This is a genomic window from Caballeronia sp. GAWG1-1 (assembly GCF_023631465.1).
Lineage (GTDB): Bacteria > Pseudomonadota > Gammaproteobacteria > Burkholderiales > Burkholderiaceae > Caballeronia.
In genome coordinates this window covers 227,417-246,859 of sequence record NZ_JALQDB010000011.1, presented here as the reverse complement: position 1 = coordinate 246,859, position 19,443 = coordinate 227,417, and the positions used below count along the sequence as shown (strand labels likewise).

The 19,443-nt window shown below is 63.3% G+C and carries 20 protein-coding genes; 4 read left to right on the top strand and 16 right to left on the bottom strand.

Annotated elements, in window-relative coordinates:
• Window positions 1–13: 13 nt before the first annotated feature.
• The 8 genes from NCT03_RS07605 to mltG all read right to left on the bottom strand — a co-directional run bounded on the left by NCT03_RS07605 (window position 14) and on the right by mltG (window position 6,744).
• On the bottom strand, window positions 14–1,246 hold the full coding sequence (locus NCT03_RS07605) for a mechanosensitive ion channel family protein (protein WP_250492384.1): 1,233 nt from the start codon (window positions 1,244–1,246) through the stop codon (window positions 14–16).
• Window positions 1,247–1,458: 212 nt separating this feature from the next.
• Window positions 1,459–1,815, bottom strand: a complete 357-nt coding sequence (locus tag NCT03_RS07600) for a Rap1a/Tai family immunity protein (RefSeq protein WP_250492383.1) — start codon at window positions 1,813–1,815, stop codon at window positions 1,459–1,461.
• Window positions 1,816–1,891: 76 nt separating this feature from the next.
• Window positions 1,892–2,566, bottom strand: a complete 675-nt coding sequence (locus NCT03_RS07595; protein ID WP_244828029.1) for an ankyrin repeat domain-containing protein — start codon at window positions 2,564–2,566, stop codon at window positions 1,892–1,894.
• Between the two features lie 129 nt (window positions 2,567–2,695).
• Complete coding sequence (locus NCT03_RS07590; protein ID WP_250492382.1) at window positions 2,696–3,490, bottom strand: TatD family hydrolase; 795 nt, start codon at window positions 3,488–3,490, stop codon at window positions 2,696–2,698.
• Window positions 3,491–3,493: 3 nt separating this feature from the next.
• Window positions 3,494–4,006, bottom strand: a complete 513-nt coding sequence (locus NCT03_RS07585) for a GNAT family N-acetyltransferase (protein ID WP_250492381.1) — start codon at window positions 4,004–4,006, stop codon at window positions 3,494–3,496.
• A 19-nt stretch (window positions 4,007–4,025) separates the two neighbouring features.
• A complete protein-coding gene (locus NCT03_RS07580) occupies window positions 4,026–5,075 on the bottom strand; it encodes a DNA polymerase III subunit delta' (protein ID WP_250492380.1) in 1,050 nt (349 codons plus the stop codon).
• A gap of 37 nt (window positions 5,076–5,112) precedes the next feature.
• Window positions 5,113–5,733: a dTMP kinase gene (tmk, locus tag NCT03_RS07575; RefSeq protein ID WP_244827898.1), complete on the bottom strand. Its 621-nt coding sequence runs from the start codon at window positions 5,731–5,733 to the stop codon at window positions 5,113–5,115.
• Window positions 5,734–6,744 carry an endolytic transglycosylase MltG gene (gene mltG, locus NCT03_RS07570; protein ID WP_250464856.1) on the bottom strand — a complete coding sequence of 337 codons (1,011 nt, stop codon included), beginning with the start codon at window positions 6,742–6,744 and terminating at the stop codon, window positions 5,734–5,736.
• 103 nt (window positions 6,745–6,847) lie between these two features.
• Between mltG and ygfZ the strand changes: the two genes are divergently transcribed.
• Together ygfZ and NCT03_RS07560 are read left to right on the top strand one after the other, a co-directional pair.
• On the top strand, window positions 6,848–7,858 hold the full coding sequence (gene ygfZ / locus NCT03_RS07565) for a CAF17-like 4Fe-4S cluster assembly/insertion protein YgfZ (protein WP_250492379.1): 1,011 nt from the start codon (window positions 6,848–6,850) through the stop codon (window positions 7,856–7,858).
• A 5-nt stretch (window positions 7,859–7,863) separates the two neighbouring features.
• A complete protein-coding gene (locus NCT03_RS07560; RefSeq protein WP_250492378.1) occupies window positions 7,864–8,682 on the top strand; it encodes an NRDE family protein in 819 nt (272 codons plus the stop codon).
• Window positions 8,683–8,783: 101 nt separating this feature from the next.
• On the opposite strand, the gene NCT03_RS07555 is transcribed toward NCT03_RS07560, so the two are convergent.
• The 8 genes from NCT03_RS07555 to NCT03_RS07520 form a co-directional block, all read right to left on the bottom strand.
• The gene (locus NCT03_RS07555) at window positions 8,784–9,737 is read right to left on the bottom strand and encodes an alpha/beta hydrolase (protein ID WP_250492377.1); all 954 of its coding nucleotides are present in this window, start codon (window positions 9,735–9,737) and stop codon (window positions 8,784–8,786) included.
• Between the two features lie 19 nt (window positions 9,738–9,756).
• Window positions 9,757–10,611 carry an SDR family oxidoreductase gene (locus tag NCT03_RS07550; protein WP_250492376.1) on the bottom strand — a complete coding sequence of 285 codons (855 nt, stop codon included), beginning with the start codon at window positions 10,609–10,611 and terminating at the stop codon, window positions 9,757–9,759.
• Window positions 10,612–10,648: 37 nt separating this feature from the next.
• A complete protein-coding gene (locus NCT03_RS07545) occupies window positions 10,649–11,653 on the bottom strand; it encodes an NADP-dependent oxidoreductase (protein ID WP_250492375.1) in 1,005 nt (334 codons plus the stop codon).
• Window positions 11,654–11,678: 25 nt separating this feature from the next.
• Window positions 11,679–12,149, bottom strand: a complete 471-nt coding sequence (locus NCT03_RS07540) for a PaaI family thioesterase (protein ID WP_250464844.1) — start codon at window positions 12,147–12,149, stop codon at window positions 11,679–11,681.
• A 5-nt stretch (window positions 12,150–12,154) separates the two neighbouring features.
• A complete protein-coding gene (locus NCT03_RS07535; RefSeq protein WP_244827908.1) occupies window positions 12,155–12,457 on the bottom strand; it encodes a Dabb family protein in 303 nt (100 codons plus the stop codon).
• 68 nt (window positions 12,458–12,525) lie between these two features.
• Window positions 12,526–13,152, bottom strand: coding sequence for a bifunctional nicotinamidase/pyrazinamidase (gene pncA / locus NCT03_RS07530; RefSeq protein WP_250492405.1), 627 nt, complete (start codon window positions 13,150–13,152; stop codon window positions 12,526–12,528).
• 11 nt (window positions 13,153–13,163) lie between these two features.
• Window positions 13,164–15,248 (bottom strand): 3-hydroxyacyl-CoA dehydrogenase NAD-binding domain-containing protein, encoded by a 2,085-nt coding sequence (locus NCT03_RS07525; RefSeq protein ID WP_250492374.1) that lies wholly within the window; start codon window positions 15,246–15,248, stop codon window positions 13,164–13,166.
• Between the two features lie 153 nt (window positions 15,249–15,401).
• Window positions 15,402–17,060 carry a 3-(methylthio)propionyl-CoA ligase gene (locus tag NCT03_RS07520; RefSeq protein ID WP_250464839.1) on the bottom strand — a complete coding sequence of 553 codons (1,659 nt, stop codon included), beginning with the start codon at window positions 17,058–17,060 and terminating at the stop codon, window positions 15,402–15,404.
• Window positions 17,061–17,210: 150 nt separating this feature from the next.
• On the opposite strand from NCT03_RS07520, the gene NCT03_RS07515 reads away from it, so the two are divergent.
• Window positions 17,211–18,821, top strand: coding sequence for a protein adenylyltransferase SelO (locus NCT03_RS07515; RefSeq protein WP_502800357.1), 1,611 nt, complete (start codon window positions 17,211–17,213; stop codon window positions 18,819–18,821).
• 62 nt (window positions 18,822–18,883) lie between these two features.
• Window positions 18,884–19,315 (top strand): peptide-methionine (R)-S-oxide reductase MsrB, encoded by a 432-nt coding sequence (gene msrB, locus NCT03_RS07510; protein WP_250492373.1) that lies wholly within the window; start codon window positions 18,884–18,886, stop codon window positions 19,313–19,315.
• Window positions 19,316–19,443: the final 128 nt, after the last annotated feature.

Below are 19,443 nucleotides of genomic sequence, written 5' to 3'. Positions count from 1 at the left end.
ATTTCTGTCGCTTCTATCGCTTCAGCGCATCCACCGGCGCGGTCGATGCCGCCGAGTTCGCGCGCGGATCGGGACCCGTGCGCTCGCCCCGGCTCGCGACCGGGTCCGCCGCGGTATTCGCGGTGGTGGGCGATGCCGTGTTGGCCCGTTCCAGCGGCGGCGCGAAGTCTACGTGCTTGCTGTCGGTGGAGAGATCGGCCCGTGCGCGTGGCAGATACTGCGGATACGCCGCCTGCACGAAATTCAGCAAGCCTTCGCGCACCCGGCAGCGCAAATCCCAATTGAGCGCGGAGTCGAAGGAACTGACGAGCGCGCGCAATTGCATGGCGTGCTCGGTGGCATCGGTGACTTGCAGCACTTGCACGCGGCCGTCCCACTCCGGCGCGCTCGCCAGAATGCGTTCGAGTTCCGCGCGCAGCGGCGCGATCGGCATGCGGTAATCGACGAAAAGAAACACCGTGCCAATGATCTGCGAACTATTGCGTGTCCAGTTGGTGAACGGATTCTCGATGAACCATTGCAACGGCACGATCAGCCGCCGCTGGTCCCAGATGCGGATCGACACATAGGTACCCGTGATCTCTTCGACGCGGCCCCACTCGCCCTGAATCACGACGACGTCATCGAGACGAATGGGTTGGGACAGCGCGATCTGCAAGCCGGCGATCAGATTGCCGAGCACGGGCCGTGCGGCGATACCCGCGACCAAACCCGCCACACCGGCGGAAGCCAGCAAGCTCGCGCCGATCTGCCGCACGCTCGGAAACGCCATGAGCGCCCCGCCAAAACCGATGATCACGATCACCACCATGACCGAGCGCGCCAGCACGCGCGCCTGCGTGTGGATGCGGCGCGCGTTGAGATTGTCGTCGGTATCGAGCGGATGCGCCTGCACGATCGCCTCGCCCACCGCGCTCGCCGAACGCGCGGCGAGGAACGTGAGCGCGCCGATCAACGCGACGGTTTCGATATCGCGCAATACGCCGATGAGCGGCAGCATGTCCGGCGCCTCGAAGATCACGAAGCCGAACGCGAGCATGATGACGAGGACGAGCGCGGGCGCGTCGATGTAGCGCAACACCGTGCTCATCAGCGGATACGGCCGCGCGACGCGCGTCAAGACGCGCGCACCGGTCCGATGCACCCCGATGGCGACGATCAGTGCGATGGCGGCGGCGCACAGCGCGCCGGGCCAGGTGCCGAGCGGGCGCTCGGCCAGATCGAGAAAGCGGTCGAAAGAAAGCATGAGCGTCGCGGGATCAGCCTCGCAGGAAGGTGGATACGGCGGCCGCGTGCACGAGCCTTGCCACTATGCGCCATGTCGGACGCATCGTGCGCGGTTCGTGCTGCCGGGGTGCGTCTTTAGTCGGCGTCCAGGTCGGCTTCTACGTCTTCAAGTGCAGAGGCGGGCGGCGTCGAGCATCAAGCAAATTCGCTGCCCGCCTCGAAGCCTTGCGATCAACGTTCTGCCTTGCAGGGAAACGCCTTGCCAAGTCCGAGCGACACCATGGTCGTCGCATTGAAACCGGACTTGTCGGGATTGGCCGCGATGTACTTGCGCACTGCATCGGTCAGTTGTTGCGGCTTGACTTCGGCGGGCAGGCAAAAGTATTGGCCGACTTGCGGGCCGGAGGTTCCGCCAATTGCCTCGATGGTGTTATACACGCCGTCCGCGGCGCCTTCGATATAGGCCGCGCAGGCAGTACGGGAGTTCGGGTCGGTCTTGGTGCAAAGTTGATTCAAATCGCTGCCAGTGAATGCGAACGCGCTGACGGGCGTGGCGAGAACACAGGCGAAGACGAATTTCCGCAGCATGGTCTTCCTTTTATGTGGAGCGGCGGCTCGAAGGGGCGCGGCGGCCGCGCCTGGCCGCCCGCTCCCCGTGGTTACGTTATTTTGCACTGTTTGTGCTGCTTGCGGCGCCCGTCGAGGCCGCCGGCATGGCGTCGAGGCGAGCCTGCAGGCCTTCCGCGACGTCCTTCTCGTTGTACTTCTTCGCGAAGTCCACAGCCGTCATGCCAAGCTGGTTCTTCACGCGCAAGTCCGCGCCTTCGTCGAGCAAAAGCTTGCAGGTGGACAGATGCCCGCCGCGCGCGGCCATCATGAGCGGCGTCGTGCCGTTCGGCGCGCCGGCATCGATATAGGCCGAATGGTCGAGCAGAATCTTCACGATATCGTCATGACCGTTGGTTGCCGCGTAGTGCAGCGGCGACCAGCCCTTCTTGTTCACTTCGGCATCCTTGGCGATCAGGAGATTCACGAAAGTCGCGTCGCCGTTGAGCGCGGCGAGCATCATCGCGTTTTCACCGGCCGGGTCCTGCTTCTCCAAATCGGTCTTGGGATTGTCGGCAAGCGCCTGGCCTACCTTGTCCGACTTCTCGCGCGCGGCGATCACGATGAGCGGTGCGCCCGTGTTGTCGACGGTATTCGGGTCCGCGCCTTGCGAAAGCGCCTTCTTGACCGAGGAGATGTCGTCGAACTTGACGTCCTTGATGAGCGCGTCCACGGACTCGGCCAACGCGGGTTGCGCGAACGCGCACGCGGCGAGCAGCACGCCGACCAACATTTGCCGCGTGCTCGAACGTGTGCTCGTGCGCTTGCTTTGTCCCGCTTCACGCGAGGAAGACATCGGGGATTTATTCATAGTGAACCTTTGGATTGCCTTTGAAACAGTGGTTCTCGCCGAGCGTGCCGGTCAGACGGCCTGCGCGCCCGGCGGGATCTTGAACAGCCGGAAGAAGTTGTCGGTGGTGGCTTTCGCGACCGCTTCGTCCGTCTCTTCGCGCAACTGCGCGATGTGACGTCCGACATAGCTCACGTAAGCTGGTTCATTCGGCTTGCCGCGATACGGCACCGGCGCGAGATATGGCGAGTCGGTCTCGATCAACAGACGTTCGAGCGGCACACGCCGCGCCACGTCGTGCACGTCCTCGGCCTTCTTGAACGTGACGATGCCCGAAAGCGAAATATGAAAGTTCTGCGCGAGCGCGGCTTGCGCCACTTCCCACGTCTCGGTGAAGCAATGCATCACGCCGCCCGGCACGCTCGCGCGCTCTTCTTCCATGATACGCAGCGTGTCTTCCGCCGACGAACGCGTATGGATGATGAGCGGCTTGCGGGTCTCGTGCGCCGCGCGAATGTGGTTGCGAAAGCGCTCGCGCTGCCATTCCATGTCGGCGATGCTGCGGCCTTCCAGCCGGTAATAGTCGAGCCCGGTCTCGCCGATTGCGCAGACTTTGGGATGCCGCGCCAGTTCCACTAGTTGCGCGACGCTCGGTTCCGTTGCGTCTTCGTGGTCCGGATGCACGCCAACCGATGCGAAGATGTGCTCGTGCCGCTCGGCGATATCGAGCACCGACGGCAGCGTCTCCAGATCCACCGACACGCAAAGCGCGTGGGTGACCTTCTGCTCGCGCATCTTGTCGAGCACTTCGGGCAGCCGGTCGGCGAGGCCTTCGAAATTGATGTGACAGTGGGAATCGACGAACATTCGCTACTCCTTTGCTCTCGCGCCGAGCCGCAAGCCGAGAATGACGAGATCGCGCTCGACGCCGTCCAGAACCGCGACGCGCGGCAGCGTGCCCCACGACTCGAAACCGAAGCTGCCGAAAAGCTTCATGCTCGGCTCGTTATGTCCGAAGACGAAGCCCAGCACGGTATCCACGTCAAGCGTCGGCGCGCGCTCCAGCGCCTCGTGCAACAACTGCTTGCCGAGCCCCTTGCCGCGCGCGCGTTCGTCGAGATAAATGCTCACTTCGACCGTGCGCGCGTAGGCCGGACGGCCGTAGAAATCGGAGAAGCTCAGCCACGCGATGACTTCGCCGCCCTCTTCCACGACCCACAGCGGACGCTTGTCCGGTCCGTGCGCGTGAAACCAGGCAAGGCGGCTTTCGACCGGAACCGGATCGAGGTCGGCCGTGACGAGGCGCGAGGCGACCGTCGAATTGTAGATGGCGACGATGGCGAGCAGGTCGTCCAGCGTGGCGTCGCGGTATTGAAGACTCATGGCGTGATTGCGTTCAGGTTCAGGCGAAGATGCCGCGATAGCCCATGAAGAGTTCCTCGAACACGAGACGCGCGTTCAACGGATGATTCTCCACGGCGCGTTGCCGCGTGACGGTTTTCATGTAGCGCGAAAGCGCGGCCGGGTCGGCGCTGGCGGCACATCGCGCGAGCGCCTTGGCCGCGCCCGGAAAATAGCGCGGGCGGCCTGCCGTGCGCTCGGCGAGTACGTCGTAAAGCCAGCGTTGCAGCCAGCCGAGCACCAGCGGCACCGGCAGTTTCTGCAGGTTCTCGCCGCACGCGAAGGCGTCGCAGTTCGGGCCGGCCGCAAGTTGCGCCAACGTGAAATCGCGCAGCGCGAGGTTTTCGTCGCTCGCGAGCGCAAGCGCGTTGAGCGGCGCGCCGCCCGCTTGCGCGAGAAGCCCGGCGGCATCGTCGATACCTCGTGACGCAAGCCACGCGCGCGCTTCGTCGAAGGGCGGCACGCTCATCGGCCAGTGTCGGCAGCGGCTGATGATGGTTGGCAACAAGCGGTCGATACGCGCCGACACCAGCAGGAACACGACGCCCGAAGGCGGTTCTTCCAGCGTTTTCAAGAGCGCGTTGGCCGCCGCGACATTGAGCGCTTCGGCGGGATAAAGCAGCACGACACGCAAGCCGCCGCGATGCGATCCGAGACTGCAGAAGTCAAGCAGCGCGCGTACCTGTTCGATCTTGATTTCCTTGCTCGGCGCGCGGCTCTTCTTGCCTTCGTCGCCATCGGCTTTCTCGGCTTTCTCGGCGGATGCATCGGCGGAAGAATCCGCGCCTGCCGCCGCAAGCCCCGCAAGCGCCTCGGGCAACACCGCGCGGTAGTCGGGATGATTGCCCTGCGAGAACCACAGGCAAGCGGAACACGTGCCGCACGGCTCGCCGCTCGGCAGATGCGTTTCGCACAGCAACCCTTTCGCCAGATACTGCGCGAATTGCAGCTTGCCGATGCCCGCTTCGCCATGCAGCAAAAGCGCATGCGGCCAGTTCGCGCGTAGCTGCTGGAGACGCTGCCAGTCGTTGGCTTGCCAGGGATAAATCATCGGCGGTTCAGTGGGTTAGGCGTTGCTTGAGCGTGGATCAAAGGCTCGCGATGACATCTTCGAGCTGCGTGCGGATATCGTCGATGGGCCGGCTCGAATCGACGATAAAAAACCGCTGCGGCGATTCGGCCGCGCGCCGCAGATATTCGGCGCGCGTGCGCTTAAAAAATGCCTCCGATTCGCTCTCGAACTTGTCCGGCGCGCGCGCGGCCGAACGGCGCTCGCTCGCGGTCTCCGTCGGAATGTCGAACAGAACGGTAAGGTCCGGCTGAAAACCGCCCTGCACCCAGCGTTCCAGCGCTTCCAGCTTGTCGCGCGGCAGACCGCGTCCACCGCCCTGATAAGCAAAGGTGGCATCCGAAAAACGGTCCGACAGCACCCAATCGCCATGCGCGAGCGCCGGTTCGATGACCTGCGCGAGATGCTCGCGGCGCGCGGCGAACATGAGGAGCGCCTCGGTTTCGAGGTCCATTGGCTGATTCAGCAGAATGCCGCGCAACGTTTCGCCGAGCGGGGTGCCGCCCGGCTCGCGCGTCATCACGACCGAGCGCGCGTGCGCGGCGAGTTTTTCGGCGAGCCGCTCGCGAAACCACTCCAGATGCGTGGTCTTGCCCGCTCCGTCGATACCCTCGAATGTAATGAACTTGCCCCGCGCCATTCACTGACCCCGGATGTATTTGTCGACGGCCTTGTTGTGGTCGCCCAGGTTGTCGGAAAAGATGCTGCTGCCGTCGCCGCGCGACACGAAATAGAGCGCATTGCTCGCGGCGGGATTGAGCGTCGCGGTGAGCGCGGCCACACCGGGCAGCGCGATCGGCGTGGGCGGCAGACCCATGCGCGTGTAGGTATTGTACGGAGTGTCGGTCTGCAGATCCTTTTTCTTCAGATGCCCGCCGTAAGCCGGACCGAGGCCGTAGATGACGGTCGGGTCGGTCTGTAGCGGCATGCCGATCCGCAGCCGGTTGGCGAACACCGCCGCCACGAGCGGCCGGTCGGTTGCGCGCCCCGTCTCCTTCTCGACGATCGACGCCATGACGAGCGCCTCGTAAGGCGTCTTGTAAGGCAAATTCGGCGAGCGCGTGTTCCAGGCTTCGGTGAGCCGCTGCTGCATGATCCGGTACGCGCGCTTGTAGACCGTGAGGTCGCTCGTGCCTTTGTCGAAAAGATAGGTATCCGGGAAAAACAGTCCTTCCGCCGATGCCTTGTCCACCTCGGGCGCGCCGATTGCACGCAAGAGGTCCGTGTCGGACATGCCGGCGGTGTCGTGCGCGAGCGCGGGGTTGGCGTCGAGTTCGGCGCGCATTTTTTGCAACGTCCAGCCCTCGATGACGGTGGCCACGTACTCGTTGACGTCGCCGCGCGCGATCTTTTGCAGCACTTCATACGGTGTCACGCCGCTTTTGAACGCGTAATTGCCGGATTTGAGCTGCGACGAAAGCCCGAGCACGCGCGTCATCAACACGAAAAGCTCCGATTCGACCGGCACGCCGCCGCGAATCAATTGGGCGCTGACGCTGCGCAGGCTGCTATGAGGCTTGATGGTGACGTCGAGTTCGGCGGGCGTGAGGTTCATCGGCCGATTGGCCCAGTAATAAACGCCACCGGCGAGCGCCGCCGCGAGCACCGCGACGATCACCACCGCCACGACGCATTTCTTGAAAAGGGACATGCCAGACACACTAGGAATAAGACCAATATAATAACTTGCCCGCCTGCGCCCCGGTCAGTTTGACCGGCCGGACCGACTGACAGGATTGACCGCACTTGACGCCATGAATTCCCAAACCCAGCTTTCCCCCGGTTCCGCTCCAAGCGCCATTCCCGCCGACGACTTCGAAGCCGTGAAGACAGCGGGCGTTTTCGTGACGCTCACGCAGTTCGGCGTGATCGACATCAAGGGCGAGGATGCCGCTTCGTTTCTGCACAACCAGGTCACCAACGACGTCCAGCATCTCGACGCATCCACGGCGCGCCTCGCGGGCTATTGCTCGCCGAAGGGACGCCTGCTGGGTTCGTTTCTCATGTGGCGTTCAGCCGATACCGTGCGTCTCTTGATCTCGCACGACGTCCAGACGCCCGTGCAAAAGCGTCTGTCCATGTTCGTGCTGCGCGCAAAGGCGAAACTGAGTGACGCGACGCCGGAACTCGCGGCAGTCGGCTTTGCGGGCGATGTGCGCGCGGCGCTCTCCGGCATCTTCGATGCGTTGCCCGACGGCGTGCATGTCAAGGTGGAAGGTCCGCATGGCGCGCTGATTCGTGTGCCGGATGCGGCGCATCGGCCGCGTTTCCTGTGGGTCGGCCCGAGGGCCGATATCGAAGCACGACTGCCCGAGCTCGGCGAGAAGTTGCGGCGCGCGGGACCGGCGCTGTGGGACTGGCTCGACATCCACGCGGGCGAGCCGCGCATCACGCAGGCGACGACCGAGCAGTTCGTCCCGCAGATGGTCAACTTCGACGTGCTGGGCGCGGTGAACTTCAAGAAGGGTTGCTATCCGGGACAGGAGATCGTCGCGCGCAGCCAATATCGCGGCACGATCAAGCGACGCACGGCGCTCGCGCACGGCGAATCGGCCACGCCGGGCGCCGAGCTGTTTCATTCGGCCGATCCCGGTCAGCCTTGCGGCATGGTTGTCAACGTGGCGCCGGCCGAAGGCGGCGGCGTGGATTGTCTCGTCGAGATCAAGCTGGCGTCGCTGGATAACGGTTCGGTGCACGTCGGCGCCGCCGATGGCCCCGCGCTCGAATTCGTGCCGCTGCCCTACGCCTTTCCTGCCGACGCCTGAACGCCATGTGCCTGATCGTCTTCGACTGGCAACCCCAGGCCGCGCTCGCCAACGGCCGCGCGCTGCTGACGCTGGCGGCGAATCGCGACGAGTTCTTCCGCCGCGAGACCGACCCGATGCATTGGTGGAGCGACGCGCCCGGTGTGCTCGCGGGCCGGGATTTGACGGGCGGCGGCACGTGGCTTGGCGTAACGCGCGACGGGCGCTTTGCCGCGCTGACGAACTATCGCGCGCCGAGCGAGATTCGGCCGGATGCGCCCACGCGTGGCGCGTTGGTCAGCGAATATTTGACGGGCGAGCGCGTCGAGCCTTTGACGTATCTGAAGCGCGTTGCCCTGGAAGGTCATCGGTACAACGGCTTCAATTTACTGTGCGGGGATTTCACACGACGTGAGCTCGGCTGGTACGGCAATCGCGCCGATGCCGAGCCGGTTTTGCTCGAGGCGGGCGTGCATGGGTTATCGAATAGCTTGCTGAATACGCCGTGGCCGAAGCTCGTCGCCCAGCGCGATGCTTTACGCGATTTGATTCACGCCGATGAGCGGCCATCGCTCGACGAGCTGATCGAAACCTTGCGTGACCCGCGTATCGCCGACGATCACGTCTTGCCATCCACTGGCCTTTCCATCGAGCGTGAACGCGTGTTGTCGGCGGCGTTTATCGAGACCGATGGATACGGCACGCGCGGGACGACGGCGTTGCAAGTGTTGCCGCTGACGCATGGTATTGAGCTGCATGTCAAGGAACGCAGTGACGATGACGGTTCGCACAAGGTCGTGCGGCCGGGGGATTTTGTGCGGGCGTTCAGGTTTGAGGTGGCGTGACGCATGATCGCCGCGACCCACGTTTCAACAGTAAGAGCACTATCAAGGTAATCGCAATGGCGATAAATCTGCCATGTACTTTTCAGAATCTAATCAAGCCCTCAACCCAACGCCTTCCTCAACGCAGCCACCGCATCCGCATGCGCCCGCGCCACGTCGCGAACAAACCCGCCCATCTTGAAGAACTCGTGAATCATCCCTTCATACCGCATGAGTTCCACCGATACGCCCTGCGCTGAAAGCTTCTCCGCGTAAGCGATATCTTCATCGTAAAGCGGATCATGATCCGCAGCCGCGATCCACATCGGCGCCACGCCACGATAATCCGGCTGCCCGCCCGCCGCATCCAGCGGCGCAAAACGCCAGTCGTCCCGGTCGCGTTCATCGCGCACGTACTGCTCGAAGAACCATTGAATCGTCTCTGCGCTCAGCAAGTACCCTTCGGCAAGCCGCGCATGCGATTCGCTTCGCTGCCACGCGCTCGTCCCCGGATAAATCAGCATCTGCAATTGCAAGGCGATGCCTGCATCGCGCGCCAGCACCGAGCACACCGTCGCGAGCGTGCCGCCCGCGCTGTCTCCACCAATCGCGATGCGAGCCGGATCGATCCCCAACGTGGACGCCTCGCGCGCGAGCCATTGCAAGGCGTCGAAGGCATCGTTCACGGCGACCGGAAACTTGTGTTCGGGCGCAAGCCGGTAATCGACCGATATTACCGCGCAGCCCGCGTCGTGCGCGAACTTGCGGCACAGCGCGTCGTGCGTCTCGATGCTTCCCACCGTAAAGCCGCCGCCATGCAGATACATGAGCGCGCCAAGCGGCTCCGCCCAATTCGGCTCGATCGGATAATACGCACGCACACGAATGGACCCGCCATCGCGCATAGGAACGGGAAGATCTTCGACACGCGTCATGGGCAACGGCGCGACATCGAGAATGGGCGCGCTCATCGCATAGGCGGCGCGCGCTTCTTGCGGCGTGAGCGTGTGATAAGGCGTGCGCCTCGCGCGTGCGATCATCTGCAAGACTTGCGCGACCTGGGGATTGAGCTGCATTGTCATGCCGATGCCGAGGTCAACGCGACTTGAGCGACATGGGATCGCTCGGGTCGCGCAGCTGCGCGATGTCGTCCAGCCGCAGCTGCACCGAAGGCATGATGTTCGGATGCGTGACCACATAAAAGCGATTCGCGCGGATGGCGTCGAAGGTCAGTTCGGCGACATCTCGCGCCGATAGCTTGCCGTGCTCCACCGCCTTTGCCAGTTGCCGCGCCGCGAGCTTCTGCGACGCCGTCATCTCTTCGTCGTTGACGAGCGCGCCGGGCCGCGCGCGTTCGGCATCGGCGATACCGGTCGGCACGAACGCCGGACACAACAAGGACACGCCGACCGACGCGCGCGCGAGCCGCAGATCGTGATAAAGCGTCTCGGTCATGGCCACGACCGCATGCTTCGACGCGTTATAGACGCCCATTGCGGGCGCGGCGAGCAGCCCCGCGACCGAAGCCGTGTTGACGATATGCGCCGGTTCGTTCTGGGCCAGCATGATCGGCGTGAACGCGCGAATGCCGTTGGCAACGCCCATCACGTTGACGCCGAAGACCCATTGCCAGTCGTTCGCGCTGCTCTCCCAGATGAAGCCGCCGGCGCCCACGCCCGCGTTGTTGAAGAGCAGATGCGCGCCGCCGAAGGCATCGAGCGTGGCGCGAGCGAGTGCATCGACGTCCGCGGGATTCGAGACGTCCGTTCGCACGCCGCGCACCTCGGCGCCTCGTTCGCGCAGCGATGTCACGGTGGCATCGAGCGCGGTGGCGTCGATATCGGCGAGTACGAGCTTCATGCCGAGCGCCGCGCCCTTTAGCGCAAACTCGCGGCCGAAGCCGCTCGCCGCGCCGGTGATCACGGCGACTTTTCCTTCGAAGCGGTCCAAGCGGGCTCCTTTCTCGCGTGGTGTGGTACTCGGCGCGTCAGATGAGCTTGACGAGCTGCTTGCCAAAGTTCTTTCCGCGCAAAAGACCGAGGAACGCTTCGGGCGCATTTTCCAGTCCCTGCGCAATGGTCTCGCGGTAGATCAGCTTCTTGGTCGCGACGCGTTCGCCGAGTTCCTTCAACGCTTGCGGCCAGAGTTCCATGTGCTCGCTCACGATGAAACCCTGCAGCTTCAGACGCTGCGTGAGCAGAATGCGCGGCGCCTGCAGCGGCAATGGCTTGCCGTCGTAGCCCGAGATCATGCCGCACAACGCAATGCGCCCGTGTGCGTTCATGCGCGGCAACACGGCATCGAGCACTTCGCCGCCGACGTTTTCGAAATAGCCGTCGATGTCATCCGGCGCCGCGGCTTTCAGCTCGTCGTACAAATGGCCCGCCTTGTAGTCGATGCATGCGTCGAAGCCCAGCGTCTCGACGACATAGCGGCACTTCTCGGCGCCGCCCGCAATGCCGATCACGCGGCAGCCCGCCGCCTTCGCCAGTTGCCCGACCACGCTGCCGACCGCGCCGCTTGCCGCGCTCACGGCGACCGTATCGCCAGCCTTCGGTTCGATGATGCGATTCAGGCCATACCAGGCCGTCACGCCCGGCATGCCGACCGGACCGAGATACGCGGACAGCGGAACGTGCGTGGTATCGACGGCATAAAGACCCGTGCCGTCCGATGTCCCGTATTCCTGCCAGCCGTACATGCCGACCACGTTGTCGCCGACCTTGAACTTCGGATTGCGCGACTCGACCACTTCACCGACCGTGCCGCCGATCATCACTTCGTTCAACGCCTGCGGCGCGGCGTATGACTTGGCATCGCTCATGCGCCCGCGCATGTACGGATCGAGCGACAGATAGTGATTGCGCACGCGCAGCTCGCCTTCCCGCAGCGGCAAAAGCGGTGTTTCGACGAGCCTAAAATTGTCGGTCGATGCCTCGCCTTCCGGTCGCGATACCAGCAATACCTGGCGATTCTTCTGAGCGTCTGCCATTGCGAATCCTCCTGTTCGGAATGAATCAAGCGTCGCTGGGTCCCGGCGTGGCCTTGGGATCGGAACGCATTTTCTGTTTCACGATATCGCGGCCCACTGCGAGCCTGCGCATGTATTTGAACGTGCCTAGCGCCTTGGCGACGAAATGCCCTTCGCTGTCGCGCACTTCGCCTTCGCAATACGCCATGGTGGTGGAGCGATGCAGCACGCGCCCGATGCCGCGCAATTCACCGCGCCCTGGCTGCATGAAGTTCACCTTCATCTCGACGGTAACGACGCCGATGCCATTGCCCGCGAGACTGCGTGCGGCGAGTGCCAGCGCGGAATCGAGCAAGGTCATGGTGACGCCGCCGTGCGCGATGCCCCACGTGTTCAAATGCGCATTTTCGAGCGCGAGCCGCACTTCCGCTTCGCCGTCGGCGGCCTTGACCAATTCCACGCCCAGCGAGTCGATGAACGGGCTTTCGATGGCGACGTCATGTGGCTTGTCGGTCATGGTCGTTACACTTCGTAGTCGACGCATTGACGGTCTTCGCGCACCGCGGCAATGAAGTCTTTCAGCGCCACGTGCTTCGGATGCACCTGATAGGCAACGAGCGCCGCTTTGTCGTCGAAGTCGGAGACCAGCACGACATCGTAAGTGCAGTCGAAACCCGGTTGCGCCGTACCGACCTCGAAATGTCCCTGCCCCTTAACGATGCTGCGGCAGGTTTCGAGCTTCTCCTTGAGCTTCTGCGCATTCTCCGCGCGGCTCGCGCCTTCCGCCGACTCCTTCAGCTTCCACATGACGATGTGACGTAACACGGCAACTCCTGGTCAAGAAAACGATGAAGGCTGAAGCGTAGCAAAGATTCGCCGGCAGCTTCGGAGGCTCACGCGAGCAAATAATCGGAGCGTATACGTTCGATGCCCGCGTCGCGCATTTCGCGCCACGCTCGATCCAGCGAGCCTTCGAGATCGATCGCGCGGCACGCGTCTTCTATCACGCTCACTTCGAAGCCCGCGCGACGCGCATCCAACGCGGACCACGCAACGCAATAATCCGTCGCCAGTCCCGCGACCCATACGCGCTTCGCACCGACGTCGCGCAGATAGCCTGCAAGACCCGTGGGTGTCACGCGATCCGCTTCGAGAAACGCGGAGTAGCTGTCGACATGTTCGTGATGCCCCTTGCGGATCACGAGCCGCGCGTGCGGTAGTTGCAGGCCGCGATGCAGCGCAGCGCCCTCGGTGTCCTGCACGCAATGCACCGGCCACAGCACCTGTTCGCCGTAAGGCATTGTCATCATGTCGAAGGGCGCGCGTCCTTCGTGATTCGCCGCGAACGAGACATGCGAGCGCGGATGCCAGTCCTGCGTCAGAACGACATGCGAGAACGCGCGCGCCAGGCGGTTGATGACGGGCACCACCTCATCGCCTTCCTTCACGGCGAGCGCGCCGCCGGGCATGAAATCGTACTGCACGTCCACGACGAGTAAAACGTCTTCTACGGGTTTCATCATGCTCATCTTCAAGGGTTGAACCGGCCGTTGACCGCCGCGAGTTGCGTCACGCGGGCGGCGGGCTGCCATGCGTCGCCGTTGGGCTGTTGCGCGTAGCGGCGCATGGCGCGTTCCACGGCGGCAAGGCCGATGGTGTCGGCGTAGAACATCGGGCCGCCGCGCCAGAGCGGGAAACCGTAACCCGTCAAATAGACCATGTCGATATCCGAGGCCTTCGAAGCGATGCCCTCTTCGAGAATACGCGCGCCTTCGTTGACGAGCGCGAGCATGAGCCGCTCGACGATTTCATCGTCCGCGATACGCCGTCTTTCGATGCCTGCTTCCTTCGAATACGCGACGATCATGTCGTCGACCGCTTGTGATGGCAGCGCGTCGCGCTTGCCTGGCTCGTAGTCGTACCATCCCGCACCGGTCTTTTGTCCGAAGCGGCCCGCTTCGCACAGCCGATCCGCGATTTTCGAATAGCGCAGCTCCGGCTGCTCGACATAACGGCGCTTGCGAATGGCCCAGCCGATGTCGTTGCCCGCAAGATCGCTCATGCGAAACGGCCCCATGGCGAAGCCGAAATCTTCGATTGCGCGATCGATCTGCGCGGGCAGCGCGCCTTCCTCCAGCATGAAAAGCGCCTGCCGCAAGTACTGTTCGACCATGCGGTTGCCGATGAAGCCATCGCATACGCCCGAGACCACGGCCGTCTTCCTGATCTTCCGCGCGAGTTGCATGACGGAGGCGAGCACGTCCTTGTCCGTTTTCGCGCCGCGCACCACTTCGAGCAGCTTCATCACGTTGGCGGGACTGAAGAAGTGCGTGCCGATGACATCGCCCGGACGTTTCGTGAACGCGGCGATTTTGTCGAGATCGAGCGTCGATGTGTTCGATGCGAGAATCGCGCCGGGCTTCGCGACTTCATCGAGGCGGCGGAAGACTTGTTCCTTCACGCCCAGGTCTTCGAATACCGCTTCGATGATCAAGTCCGCGTGCGCGAGGTCCGCGTAATCGAGCGTTGGTTGAACGAGCGCCATGCGTTCATCGACCTCGTCTTGCGTGAGCTTGCCCTTCTTCACTTGCGCTTCGTAATTGCGGCGCACGTTCGCCAAACCCCGGTCGAGTGCGTCCTGTTTCGTTTCGAGCAGCACGAGGGAAAATCCCGCGTTGATGAAGTTCATCGCGATGCCGCCGCCCATCGTGCCCGCGCCGATCACGCCAATGCGCTCGATCTTTCTGACGGGCGTGTTCGACGGCACATCCGCGATCTTGGACGCCGCGCGTTCGGCGAAGAACGCGTGCCGCAGCGCGCGGCTTTCCGGTGTCTGCACGAGCGCGAGAAAACATTCGCGCTCGAAGGCGAGCCCGCGTTCGAAGCCTTCTTTCAGGCCTTTTTCGATGGCATCGATGCACTTGTGCGGTGCCGGAAAATGCTTCGCCGTCGCGATGGCGTTCGCGCGCGCGGCCTGGACGATTCGATCGGCATCCGTGTGTTCGATGGGGCGTTCGCGCACTTGCGGGTGCTTGCTGTCACGCTTGGCGACGTGCTGAGCGAAACGCACGGCGCCATCGAGCAAGTCGCCTTCGATCATTTGGTCGAAGAGCGCGGTATTCGCGAGTCGTTCGGCTAATACCGGCGTCCCTGACACGATCATGCCAAGTGCCCTTTCGAGGCCAACCACGCGCGGCAGCCGTTGCGTGCCGCCCGCGCCGGGCAGGAGGCCGAGCTTCACTTCGGGCAGCGCGATCTGCGCGCCGGGCGACGCCACGCGGTAATGCGCGCCGAGCGCGAGTTCGAGGCCGCCGCCCATCGCCACGGCGTGAATCGCCGCGATCACCGGCTTCGCGCTGCCCTCGATTGCTTCGATGATGCTCTTGAGCGTCGGTTCTTGCGTCGCCTTCGGCGTATTGAATTCGGTGATGTCCGCGCCGCCCGAAAACGCCTTGCCGGCGCCGATCACGACGATGGCGCGCACGTTGTCTTCGTCACGCGCGTGCTCGATGCCTTCCACGATGCCAAGCCGTGTCGCGTGCCCGAGGCCGTTCACCGGCGGGTTGTCGAGTGTGATGACGGCGACGCCGTCGTGGATCGTGAAGTGCACAGCCATGAAGATGTCTCCCGTTCGCGCGTCTTTGGCGAGGTTATTGTGAGTGATCGACGCAGAATACACAAAGGAGAACGATCGTTCAAATGCGCGTCGTCCGGCGAATGAAAACGCCCCGGATCGACCGGGGCGCGAGGTCAGTCGGAAGCGCTGGCATCAAGATGTCTTCTCACCCTTCTCCGGCAGCACATGCTCCCGATACAACGCGCGCAGCCGCACCTTCTGCAGCTTGCCCGTTGCCGTATGCGGCAACTCGTCGGCGAACACGACATCGTCCGGAATCCACCACTTCGCGACCTTGCCCTCGAAATGCGCGAGCAAATCCTCACGCGTGATGGTCGCGCCCGGACGCAGCACGGCGACGATCATCGGCCGCTCCGTCCACTTCGGATGCGAGCACGCAATGCACGCCGCCTCCGCCACCTGCGGATGCGACACCGCGATGTTCTCCAGATCGATCGAACTGATCCACTCGCCGCCCGACTTGATCACGTCCTTGCTGCGATCGGTGATGTTCATGAAGCCATCGGCGTCGATGGTCGCGACATCGCCCGTTGGAAACCAGCCGTCGATGAGCGGCGACTCGTCGCGCCGGAAATAGCGGTCGATGACCCACGGTCCGCGCACGTGCAGATCGCCGAACGACTGGCCGTCCCACGGCAGTTCGTGGCCGTCGTCGCCGACCACTTTCATATCGACGCCAAAGAGCGCGCGCCCCTGCTTTTCGAGCGAGATGCGCTGTTCCTCGGCCGAACGCTGCTTCTGCCGGAAACTCAGCCGCGCGAGCGTGCCGAGCGGCGACATCTCCGTCATGCCCCACGCATGAATCACCTGCACGCCGTAGTCTTCCTCGAAGGTCTTCAGCATGGCGGGCGGACACGCCGAGCCGCCGATCACCGTGCGCTTCAACGTCGAAAAGCGCAAATCGTTCTGCTTCATGTAGGCGAGGAGCGCCAGCCATACGGTCGGCACGCCCGCCGAATAGGTGACGCCTTCCGCTTCCATCAACTCGTAGAGCGACTTGCCGTCGAGGTCCTTGCCGGGAAACACCAGTTTCGCGCCGACGAGCGGCCCCGCATGCGGAATGCCCCACGCGTTGACGTGGAACATCGGCACGACGGGCAGGATGGAATCGCTCGATGACGCGCCCATCGCATCGGGCAAGGCCGCGCCATAAGCATGCAGCACCGTCGAGCGATGCGAATACAGCGCGCCCTTCGGATTGCCTGTCGTTCCCGACGTGTAGCAAAGAAACGATGCCTGACGTTCATCGAGCATCGGCCATTCGTAGACGCCATCCTGTTCGCCGACGAGACTTTCGTAGCTCATCACCGGCACGCTCAGGTTCGAAAGATGCTGCTCGATGCAGGCGGCATCGCCGAGTGCGATCCAGCCTTTCACGTTCGGACACTGCGGCGCGATCATCTCGACGAGCGGCGCGAAGGTCATGTCGAACAAGACGTACGAATCGTCCGCATGATCGATGATGAACGCGACCTGATCCGGAAAGAGACGCGGATTGATGGTGTGGCACACGGCGCCCATGCCCGCCACGCCGTAATAGCACTCCAGATGCCGGTAGCCGTTCCAGGCCAGCGTTCCGATGCGCTCGCCCTGCTCCACGCCGAGCGCGATCAAGGCCTGCGCGAGTTGCTTCGCGCGCTTCTCGCAATCGCGGTAGGTGTAGCGATGGATATCGCCTTCGATACGCCGCGACACGATTTCCGTATCGCCGAAGTGGCGCGAGGCATGGGACAACAGGGACGACGCGAGCAACGGTATTTCCATCATCTGGCCGTAAAGCGGCGACGTCATGGGTGATTTCCTCGGTGAGTCGGTTGGCGAGTCTGGGCTCGAGTCATTGGGTCGGTCATTGGCTTTGCGCCGCCCGATGCCCGGCCGGGTGCGGCCCTGCAGGCCCGCGGGCGCGGATTTACAATATCGTTTAACCAAAAGGCGCTCAATATGTCGTTTTCCCCAAGCAATGCCGTGCGTGCAGCGTCCGGCGAGAAGGCTTCCGGCGCTGATTCCATGGACGCCATCGCCGCCGCGATCAAGGTTGGCCAGCCCGGCTCGTTCGCGGCGCTCGGGGCCGCGTTTCTGACGCGCCTTCCCGCCACGCCGGTGCCCGATCCTTATCTCGTCGCGATCTCGCGCGAAACGGCGGACATGCTCGGCATCGATCCGGATGTCGCGGAAGGCAGCGAGCAAAAGCGCTTTGCCGAATACTTCGCCGGCAATCCCACGCGCGAATGGCCCGCCGGCGAACTGCCTTACGCAGCGGTCTATTCGGGGCATCAGTTCGGCGTGTGGGCAGGTCAATTGGGCGATGGCCGCGCACTTACACTCGGCGAGATCGAGCCAGACGCCGATCGGGACCATGACGGCACACGCTTCGAACTTCAGCTGAAGGGCGCGGGCCGCACACCGTATTCCCGCATGGGCGATGGCCGCGCCGTGTTGCGTTCGTCGATCCGCGAATTCCTGTGCTCCGAAGCCATGCACCATCTGGGCATTCCCACGACACGCGCGCTCGCCATCGTCGGCTCCGATATGCCGGTGCGGCGCGAGAGCATGGAAACAGCGGCGATCGTCACGCGCGTCGCGCCGAGCTTCGTGCGCTTCGGGCATTTCGAACACTTCTATTCGAACGACCGCGTCGACGATCTCAAAGCGCTTGCCGATCACGTGATCGAGCGCTTCTATCCGCATTGCCGCGACGCCGACGATCCCTACCTCGCGCTCCTCGACGAAGCCGTGCGCAGCACCGCCGATCTGATGGCGGAGTGGCAAGCCGTCGGCTTCTGTCACGGCGTGATGAACACCGACAACATGTCCATTCTCGGTCTCACGATCGACTACGGCCCGTTCGGTTTCATGGATGGCTTCAACGCGCATCACATTTGCAACCACACGGACACGCAAGGGCGCTATTCGTACAGCCGTCAGCCGCAGGTCGGCTATTGGAACCTGTTTTGTCTGGCGCAGGCGCTGGTTCCGCTCGTCGGCGCGAACCTGCCGGAAGAAGACCGTGCGCAACGCGTGGTCGAGGAAGCGCAGAAGGTTCTCGAACGCTACAAGGCGCGCTTCGGCCCCGTGTTCGAAGCGAAGATGCGCGCCAAGCTCGGCCTCGAAATCGCGCGCGAAGGCGATGACAAACTCGCCAACGGTCTCCTCGAAATCATGCACGCGAACCGCGCGGACTTCACGCTCACGTTCCGGAACTTGTCGAAGCTCGCGAAATCCGATACCTCGAACGATTCGCCCGTGCGCGACCTCTTTCTCGACCGCGCCGCTTTCGACGCGTGGGCGGTGCAGTATCGCGAACGTCTCGCGCACGAAACGCGCGACGATACGGATCGCGCGGCCGCGATGAATCGCGTGAATCCGAAGTACGTGCTGCGTAATCACCTGGCCGAACAGGCGATTCGCCAGGCGAGCGAAAAGGATTACACCGAAGTGGCGCGGCTTCTCGACGTGCTGCGCCGTCCCTACGACGAACAACCCGAATACGAAGCCTACGCCGGCCTGCCACCCGACTGGGCGAGCGATCTGGAAGTGAGTTGTTCTTCTTAGGATCGCCCCAAAATAGCTGGCCTGATCCGTTTTTCCGACTTTCGGCCGATAAAAGGAATGATATGAGCAGAGACGACACCACCGACAACACTGGCGCCACGGCGTATCCGCTGCAAAAGGACGATGCGGCGTATCGCAGCGAACTCAACGACATGCAGTATCAGGTCACGCGCCACGCGGCGACCGAGCGCCCGTTCTCCGGCGATTACTGGGACCACTTCGAGCGCGGCGTGTATGACTGCGTGTGTTGCGGCACGCCGCTTTTCGAATCCGCGACCAAGTTCGACGCGGGCTGTGGCTGGCCCAGCTACTTCAAGCCGATCAACGGCGAAGTGATCGAAGAGAAGACCGACCGCTCGCACGGCATGCTGCGCATCGAAGTGCAGTGCAAGAACTGCGGCGCGCACCTCGGCCACGTCTTCGAAGACGGCCCGGCGCCCACCGGTTTGCGGTATTGCATCAACTCGGCTGCGCTACAATTCGAATCCAAGTAAGCGCGGGCGGGTTGTGGCGGGCTAATCAATAAGCCCGTGCATAATTTTCTGCCGCATGGAACGCCCGCTTCTCGAGAGCGGGCGTTCGTTTCGCGCGCCGCAGCCTGCTCGCTGCCCACCTCATCGCC

What these genes read in the sequence shown, in the direction of transcription:
- NCT03_RS07520 (WP_250464839.1), bottom strand. Translation starts at nt 17,060, where the DNA reads ATGACGTCGCCGCTTTACGGCCAGATGATGGAAATACCGTTGCTCGCG.
- NCT03_RS07515 (WP_502800357.1), top strand. Translation starts at nt 17,211, where the DNA reads ATGTCGTTTTCCCCAAGCAATGCCGTGCGTGCAGCGTCCGGCGAGAAG.
- NCT03_RS07595 (WP_244828029.1), bottom strand. Translation starts at nt 2,566, where the DNA reads ATGTTGGTCGGCGTGCTGCTCGCCGCGTGCGCGTTCGCGCAACCCGCG.
- ygfZ (WP_250492379.1), top strand. Translation starts at nt 6,848, where the DNA reads ATGAATTCCCAAACCCAGCTTTCCCCCGGTTCCGCTCCAAGCGCCATT.
- NCT03_RS07580 (WP_250492380.1), bottom strand. Translation starts at nt 5,075, where the DNA reads ATGATTTATCCCTGGCAAGCCAACGACTGGCAGCGTCTCCAGCAGCTA.
- tmk (WP_244827898.1), bottom strand. Translation starts at nt 5,733, where the DNA reads ATGGCGCGGGGCAAGTTCATTACATTCGAGGGTATCGACGGAGCGGGC.
- NCT03_RS07585 (WP_250492381.1), bottom strand. Translation starts at nt 4,006, where the DNA reads ATGAGTCTTCAATACCGCGACGCCACGCTGGACGACCTGCTCGCCATC.
- NCT03_RS07600 (WP_250492383.1), bottom strand. Translation starts at nt 1,815, where the DNA reads ATGCTGCGGAAATTCGTCTTCGCCTGTGTTCTCGCCACGCCCGTCAGC.
- pncA (WP_250492405.1), bottom strand. Translation starts at nt 13,152, where the DNA reads ATGAAACCCGTAGAAGACGTTTTACTCGTCGTGGACGTGCAGTACGAT.
- NCT03_RS07545 (WP_250492375.1), bottom strand. Translation starts at nt 11,653, where the DNA reads ATGGCAGACGCTCAGAAGAATCGCCAGGTATTGCTGGTATCGCGACCG.
- NCT03_RS07590 (WP_250492382.1), bottom strand. Translation starts at nt 3,490, where the DNA reads ATGTTCGTCGATTCCCACTGTCACATCAATTTCGAAGGCCTCGCCGAC.
- NCT03_RS07525 (WP_250492374.1), bottom strand. Translation starts at nt 15,248, where the DNA reads ATGGCTGTGCACTTCACGATCCACGACGGCGTCGCCGTCATCACACTC.
- NCT03_RS07605 (WP_250492384.1), bottom strand. Translation starts at nt 1,246, where the DNA reads ATGCTTTCTTTCGACCGCTTTCTCGATCTGGCCGAGCGCCCGCTCGGC.
- mltG (WP_250464856.1), bottom strand. Translation starts at nt 6,744, where the DNA reads ATGTCCCTTTTCAAGAAATGCGTCGTGGCGGTGGTGATCGTCGCGGTG.
- NCT03_RS07555 (WP_250492377.1), bottom strand. Translation starts at nt 9,737, where the DNA reads ATGCAGCTCAATCCCCAGGTCGCGCAAGTCTTGCAGATGATCGCACGC.
- NCT03_RS07560 (WP_250492378.1), top strand. Translation starts at nt 7,864, where the DNA reads ATGTGCCTGATCGTCTTCGACTGGCAACCCCAGGCCGCGCTCGCCAAC.
- msrB (WP_250492373.1), top strand. Translation starts at nt 18,884, where the DNA reads ATGAGCAGAGACGACACCACCGACAACACTGGCGCCACGGCGTATCCG.
- NCT03_RS07540 (WP_250464844.1), bottom strand. Translation starts at nt 12,149, where the DNA reads ATGACCGACAAGCCACATGACGTCGCCATCGAAAGCCCGTTCATCGAC.